We start from the raw sequence: 6,977 nt of genomic DNA on the forward strand, positions 1-6,977 counted from the left end.
AGCTCGTTCCCGACCGATGAGGCCGTCACCAAGCTGTTTTACCTGGCCCTGAACAACATCAGCAAGAAGTGGACGATGCCGATCCGCGACTGGAAAGCTGCACTGAACCGCTTCACGATCCAGTTCGAAGAGCGGCTGGTGCCGGGTTAAACCTCAACCCGTTTACACAAAATTCCGGACACCCCCCGACTGGAAGGCCGCACTGAACCGCTTCACGATCCAGTTCGAAGAGCGGCTGGTGCCGGGTTAAACCTCAACCCGTTTACACAAAATTCCGGACACCCCCTCAAGCGATTTTGATTTCTTCATCTGACCCTCTTCGCGACGACCTCAGCTACCTGACAACGTCGACAATGGCCCAGCTCTCGGTTCCAGGTGGCCAGCCCTCGGAAATCCGACACATACGAGGGAAAGCCATAAATTCTCCAGTCAGTCGAATTTGCCCCACTTATTTTGCTTTCCAGTTTCCGAGAGGGTATTCTCGGATAAGTCAGATTCGGGTACATTGAGCTTGCCGTCGCGGCCCGGTTCATCCCATTTCCGCGGAGCTTTGCATGAGCAAAATGAAAATCCGTGTCGTGCTGGCCGACGATCATCCGGCACTCCTTTCCGGTATCAAGCACGAACTTTCCGCTGTACCTACGCTGGAAATTACAGGCACGGCAGGAGGCTCCGGCGAACTCATCAAGGTGCTGAACAGCGCCCCTTGCGATGTCCTCATTACCGATTACGCGATGCCCGGTGGAGAGTACGGGGACGGCTTGACGTTGCTGGCATTCTTGCGACGAACCTACCCGGCGCTCAAGATCGTAGTCTTCACGACTATCGAAAACCCTGCCATTACGCGTGAAATGTCAAAGCGTGGCGTGCATTCGGTGTTAAGTAAAGCTCATGACACGAGCCATTTGATTTCCGCGATTCACGCTGTCTATGCGGGCGCCACCTACTTTCTTTCTACCTCGCGAAGCCTGAAAGACGCTATTCCGGATTCCTCTCCTGGTCGGAACGAACGCACCCAAACGCTGAGCACGCGCGAAACGGAAGTCATCCGGCTGTTCGTGTCAGGTATGTCTGTGAATGAAATCGCCGACCGACTACATCGCACTAAGCAGACAATCAGTGCCCAAAAGACCCGCGCGATGCGAAAGCTCGGGATTGAACGGGACGCCGACCTGTTTCACTTTGCATACGAAGCTGGGCTCGGTGTGGCGACCGATGGGTCGCAGCCGGAGATCTGACCGGATCAGTCTTCGCATCACACGCGTCCAAACTCATCGCTTTTGCGCTTTTAGTGTTTTTTGTTGCGATGCGACCCTCGGTCGCGTATGCACTTAAAGGCCCTCGTCGCCGCTCTCATCTCGTCGTCAGGGTTTGCCGTCGCGTGGCTGCGTCGGATCGGACGCATCATGGGCACCATCTTCCGGTACGAGGGTAGGCGCCGTGTCAATCGAACACTTGATCAGCTCGATGTCGTTTCCCACGCCTAGCTTGCGCATTGCGCTGGCTTTCTGCGAACTGATGGTTTGTTTACTGCGCTTGAGTTGCGCTGCGATTTCGTTGACCGACCGTCCCGACACGAAGAGTCGGACCACTTCGGATTCGCGTGCAGTAAGCGCTCGACTGCCGGAGGCAGATGTATCCACGTTGAGTTGCCAGACAATCTTTGAAATGGTTGGAGAGAAATAACGTGCGTCTGCATATGCGCCGTGAATCGCGGCGACCAGATGTTCCATCGGGTCGGCCTTGCTCAGAATGCACTGAATGCCGAGCTTGAGCAGCGAGCGGATGATACCTGGGTTGTCGATCATCGTCAGCACGACAATGCGCATGGCCGGGTATCGGCGCCGCAAAAATGAAAACAGCGTAATGCCGTCACCGTAATTGCCGCCCGGCATGGAGTAATCGCACACCAGTACATCGCATGGCTGCGTGCCGAGTTCCGCGATCAGCTCGGTCGAGTTTGTGCAGGTGCCCACTGTCTTGATGGTACGGTGTTCTTCAAGCATGTAAATCAGTCCGGCAACGATCGCGGGTGATCGTCGGCAAACATGACCTGGATGGCGGCATTCTCCATCTGGGGCGTCCTTTATCTCCGGGCACAATGCCTTGCATTACAACGCGTCCGCATAAGCAATGCGACTATGAGAAAGCGGGACCGTTTTCCTGGGGCTGGTCAGCCTGTCTGTCAGGTTTCTAACCTTAAATCGGTGCCATTTCATGTTTCACCGCACTGAGACGAATTTAAATCGACAAACGTCGGACTTTAACTTCATGTTACTAGTAACGATACAAGATTAACAGGCGAATAGTGGGTTGGCCACCGTTGATACTGGCGGCCCTATCTGGTCAGACAATCGCGCGCGGAAATCAGTGCTTGTGAAAGACTGCGAACTAAAAATTCGTACCAGTCTCACTATGTTGTCGCGGCTGTCTGATTTCGCGGGGTCACCGATATCCGGACAATTGGAGCCAGTACGAAATCTCATGTTTCGTTCATCAGGTCACCCGAATTAGCCGAATCGATCCTTTAAACGACGAGCATTGCTTCATTGTTTTCTGAGTCTGGATTGCGGTTCAGGTGTCGCACCACATACTTCAATCTAACCGGTTACGATCATGACTCGAAACGATTTTCCTGACGTACAGGCTGCCGCGCCCCTCACCAACGAGGACGGCCTCCTCGGTTCCGTGATGTGGATCTGCGAGCGCTACGGTTGCGGCAAGACGGCGCAGGCGCTCACCGCGGGGCTGCCGAAGAGCGGCATGCTTTCGCCGTCACTGGCGCTCGACTCCCTGTCAAACGCGGGCCTCACGGCGGGCTTGGTGGAGCGTCGTCTGCAACTGCTGCCGGAGCACGTGCTGCCGGTCATCTTGCTGCATCGCCGCACGGGTGGCTGCGTGCTGCTGGGTCGGAGTGCGAATCCGGACAAGGAAGCCAAAAGCCGCGTTCTATATCAGGTGATGGTGCCGGAAATTGGTCCCGAGCCCGTGGAGTACACCCAAGAGGAAATGGACGAAATCTATTCGGGCTACGCCATTCTGGTCAAGCCGACGGCCAAAGTCGAGCTGCGCGAAGGGGATAGCGTCGAACCGGCCGGCCACTGGTTGCTGGGCACGCTATGGCGTTATCGACGCTACTACGCGAGTGCTGCGCTCGGTGCATTGCTGATCAATGTGCTCGGCCTTGCCAGCGTCTTTTTCACGATGAACGTGTATGACCGCGTGGTCCCGAACCAGGCCTACGTCACGCTCTGGTCGCTCGCGATCGGGGTTGGAATTGCGATGCTGTTCGAAGCGATCTCGCGCCATGTACGTAGCCATTTACTCGACGTCGCCGGCAAGAAAGCCGACCTGGTCATGGGCACGCTTTTGTTCCGCCAGGCGCTCTCCATCCGCATGGAGCACAAACCGTCGTCGGCAGGGTCATTCGCCAACCAGTTGCGCGAGTTCGAGTCGGTGCGCGACTTCGCAACCTCTGCCACGCTCTCTGCAATTTCCGATCTGCCATTCGTGCTCGTCTTTGTAGGCGTGGTATTCGCGGTCGGCGGTTCGCTCGGCTGGGTGCCGTTGCTGATGATCCCGTTGATCATCGGTGTGAGTCTGTTGGTGCAATGGCCGCTCGCGCGGATCATGAAAGAGAACCTCAAGGAAGCGTCGCTCAAGCAGGGCGTGTTGATCGAATCGGTTGAAGGTCTGGAAACACTCAAGGCGGTGGGTGGCGAAGGGCATATGCAAAAGCGCTGGGAGTCTTTCAGCGCGATGGCGGCATCTTCTTCGATGAAGTCGCGTCAGATTTCCAGCAAAGCGACGAGCTTCATTACCTTGTTGCAGCAGTTGCAGACCGTGGTGCTGATCGTGTTCGGCGTCTACCTGATCGACGCAGGCGAGCTCACGCAAGGCGCGTTGATCGGTACGGTGATGCTGGCTGGCCGGATTACTGCGCCGCTGAGCCAGGTGATGGGACTCGCCTTGCGCTTCCAGCAGGCAAAGGCCGCGCTACATTCGTTGAATAGCTTGATGGCGATGCCTGTCGATCGCGATTCATCGCGCACGTATCTGCCGAAGCCTTCGCTCTCGGGGCAAATCACCCTGAAGGACGTCTGCTTCTCGTATCCCACACAGGAGATGCAACCGAATCCGCCGATTCTGAAGGACGTCAATTTGAGCATCCAGTCCGGCGAGCGGGTTGCTATCCTGGGCCGCATTGGGAGCGGTAAATCGACCCTTCTGCGTGTGATGGCGCGTCTTTACGCGCCGGTCGGAGGGCAGATGTTCACGGACGGTCTGGACGTTGAGCAGATTGACCTCGCCGACTGGCGCAAAGCTGTGGGGTACGTGGGCCAGGACGCGCGTCTTTTTCACGGCAGTCTGCGCGAAAACGTGATGATCGGACGGCCTGAAGCGAGCGCCGACGAGTTTCTACGCGTGATACGTTTGACAGGGCTTGATCATGTCGCTAGCCGCCACCCACGGGGTATCAACCTCCCAATCGGAGAAGGTGGTGCGGGCATCTCCGGTGGCCAGCGTCAGCTGGTGTCACTGGCCCGCAGCCTCCTTGCCCGGCCGGAGCTCCTGTTGCTCGATGAGCCGACGAGCGCAATGGACGCCCAAACCGAGGCGCTCTTCCTTGAACATCTCGCGCGTGCAACTGCGGGGCAGGCGATCGTTGTGGTGACCCATCGCCCATCCTTGCTGGCCCTGGTTGACCGGATTGTCGTAGTCGAAGAAGGCAAGGTCGTGGCCGATGGTCCGAAGGACAAGATCCTCGCGATGCTGTCAGGCAAGAGCGAACCGGCAGCGGTGGATGGAACGCCGAAGCGCGCGCGACCGGGCACCTCGCCCGGCGTCGCGGCCGCAACAAATACGCCCGTGGCGCCTCAGGCCGTTGCCGCGAAGATCAGGATCATGAGCGCCAAAAAGACGGTACCGGCAGCCGCTGCGCAAGCGGGTAATACGCAGGCAGGCGCACCGAACAAGGAGCAATCGCAATGAACTTCAATATTTTCAAACGAGGCAAGAAAAAGGCTAAGCTCGCCAAAGGCGACGCTGCTTTCATGAGCGACATCCGGGAATCGCTGCTGACGCAGTCGACGCCGGGCTCAATGATCATGCTTTACGTCATTCTCACGGTCCTGGCCGGCGGTCTGACCTGGGCGTACTTTGCGCGCGTGGAGGAGATAACGCACGGCGAGGGGACCATCATTTCGAAGAGCCGTGAACAGGTCATCCAGAGTCTTGAGGGCGGCATTCTCGAACAACTGGACGTACGTGAAGGCGACATTGTCAAGAAGGGACAAGTGCTGGCAAAGATCGATCCGACGCGAGCCGAGACGAGCTATCGCGAAGCGTGGTCCAAGTCAGTAGGACTGAAGGCGACGATTGCGCGTTTGCGTGCCGAGGCGTACGAGCAGCCGCTGACGTTTCCTGACGACGTGAAAGCCGTGCCTACGGTCGTGAAGCAGGAGACGCTTGCTTACAACGCGCGACGTCGTGCACTGAACGATAGCGTGGCCGCGTTGGAAAAGAGCTACTCGCTGTCGAGCAAGGAAATTGGCCTGGCCGAGCCGCTGGCGGCCAAAGGTCTTGTTTCTGAAGTCGAACTGCTCCGCATGCGCCGGCAGGCAAACGAGCTGCGCTCACAGATCGTCGAGCGTCGCAACAGATTTCAGGCCGACGCAAACTCGGAACTCACGAAGCTGGAACTCGAACTGGCGCAAACCAGCGAAACCGTAGTGGGTCGTGCGGATGTTCTACAGCGTACGACTGTGATTGCACCGGTGTACGGCACGGTGAAGAATATACGCTTCAATACGATTGGCGGGGTCATCCAGCCGGGCGAGCACATCATGGAAATTGTCCCGCTGGAAGATCAATTGCTCGTCGAGGCACGCATCAAGCCTTCGGACGTCGCATTCCTGCATCCTAATCAACCGTCCACCGTAAAGATTACGGCTTACGACTACGGAATTTATGGAGGCTTGAAAGGCACGGTTCAGCACATCAGCCCCGACACGCTCAAGGACGACCAGAAGGCCGCATCGGGCCGGCCCGATGCGACGTATTACCGCGTGCTTGTGCTGACAGACTCCAGTGAGTTGCATGCAGGCGGAAAAAGCTTACCGATTCTGCCCGGGATGATCGCGACGGTCGACATCCGTACCGGTGAGAAAACCATTCTTGACTACATTCTGAAGCCGATTTTCAAGGCTCGTGAAGCGTTCCGGGAGCGGTGATTATCTCGTTGGATCTGCTGACTTCCGGTAATGCCATGCACGGGTGAGCATGGAGGAAACCGGAAGATTCCCGGTTGGAAGCCCGCGTCTTTCCGGGTCTGCATGCCGTGGTCGGAAGAAGCTCGCTGCGCTGGAGCGCGCCTGACCCGGCACGACACGCTGCGGCGCTTGGAATGATTCGCGCGTCGTTGTTGATCGTGGCGCTACGGTACGCATGATTGCGGCCGGTTGAACCAGCAAGAGGCGAATCCAATGACTACGACTACGCAGATCAACGTATTGCCGGTGCTCAAGACCGGATTAACGACATAGCGAAGGGTGCAACCATGGTCATAACTGCGACGGCGCTATGACGATTCCCTAATCTTACTGTGTCAGATAATTAGTTGCGCGCTCTATTGCCATACAGGAAGAGAGCCATCGTTGCATGAGCCTTAGTCCAAGCAGGATGCGCAACGTGGTAATGGAATCAGGAACGTGGCGTTGAGCGCGCTGGACTGCCCCGGGGGATGTAATCCGGGGGAAGGGCAGGCAGCGCGCGTTCAAGGAAGTTTTTTTATCGCGTCCATCTGATTGCATTTGGAGTCGCTGAGCCATCAGAAACCCATACGCAGCGATACTCGGTGTGGCGTGGTGGTGAAAGCCACGCCTGAACCGCCCCGGATTTGGTGGAGGCTCCAACTCTTGAGAAAATGGAGCCATGAACAAGTCGAACAAGTTTTCTGCTGAAGTCCGGGAACGTGC

At 57.2% G+C, this 6,977-nt stretch carries 3 protein-coding genes and 3 pseudogenes; 4 read left to right on the top strand and 2 right to left on the bottom strand.

All coding sequences use genetic code 11. The annotated features are described in order from the left end of the window. Positions 1–150 (top strand): annotated as a pseudogene (locus tag HDG33_RS36370) (IS256 family transposase); the annotation flags it as partial. A gap of 404 nt (positions 151–554) precedes the next feature. Further along, complete coding sequence (locus tag HDG33_RS36375) at positions 555–1,238, top strand: response regulator transcription factor (protein ID WP_184041101.1); 684 nt, start codon at positions 555–557, stop codon at positions 1,236–1,238. A 126-nt stretch (positions 1,239–1,364) separates the two neighbouring features. Here the strand turns inward: HDG33_RS36375 and HDG33_RS36380 are convergent. After that, positions 1,365–2,074 (bottom strand): annotated as a pseudogene (locus HDG33_RS36380) (response regulator). A gap of 542 nt (positions 2,075–2,616) precedes the next feature. On the opposite strand from HDG33_RS36380, the gene HDG33_RS36385 reads away from it, so the two are divergent. Next, on the top strand, positions 2,617–4,992 hold the full coding sequence (locus HDG33_RS36385) for a type I secretion system permease/ATPase (RefSeq protein WP_184041103.1): 2,376 nt from the start codon (positions 2,617–2,619) through the stop codon (positions 4,990–4,992). Continuing rightward, positions 4,989–6,233, top strand: a complete 1,245-nt coding sequence (locus tag HDG33_RS36390; RefSeq protein ID WP_184041105.1) for an HlyD family type I secretion periplasmic adaptor subunit — start codon at positions 4,989–4,991, stop codon at positions 6,231–6,233. The genes HDG33_RS36385 and HDG33_RS36390 overlap by 4 nt, the downstream gene beginning before the upstream one ends. Positions 6,234–6,702: 469 nt before the next feature. On the opposite strand, the pseudogene HDG33_RS36395 reads toward HDG33_RS36390, so the two are convergent. Beyond that, positions 6,703–6,977, bottom strand: a pseudogene (locus HDG33_RS36395) (hypothetical protein); the annotation flags it as partial.

The organism is Paraburkholderia sp. Cpub6 (genome assembly GCF_014201065.1).
GTDB lineage: Bacteria > Pseudomonadota > Gammaproteobacteria > Burkholderiales > Burkholderiaceae > Paraburkholderia > Paraburkholderia tuberum.

What these genes read in the sequence shown, in the direction of transcription:
- HDG33_RS36385 (WP_184041103.1), top strand. Translation starts at nt 2,617, where the DNA reads ATGACTCGAAACGATTTTCCTGACGTACAGGCTGCCGCGCCCCTCACC.
- HDG33_RS36375 (WP_184041101.1), top strand. Translation starts at nt 555, where the DNA reads ATGAGCAAAATGAAAATCCGTGTCGTGCTGGCCGACGATCATCCGGCA.
- HDG33_RS36390 (WP_184041105.1), top strand. Translation starts at nt 4,989, where the DNA reads ATGAACTTCAATATTTTCAAACGAGGCAAGAAAAAGGCTAAGCTCGCC.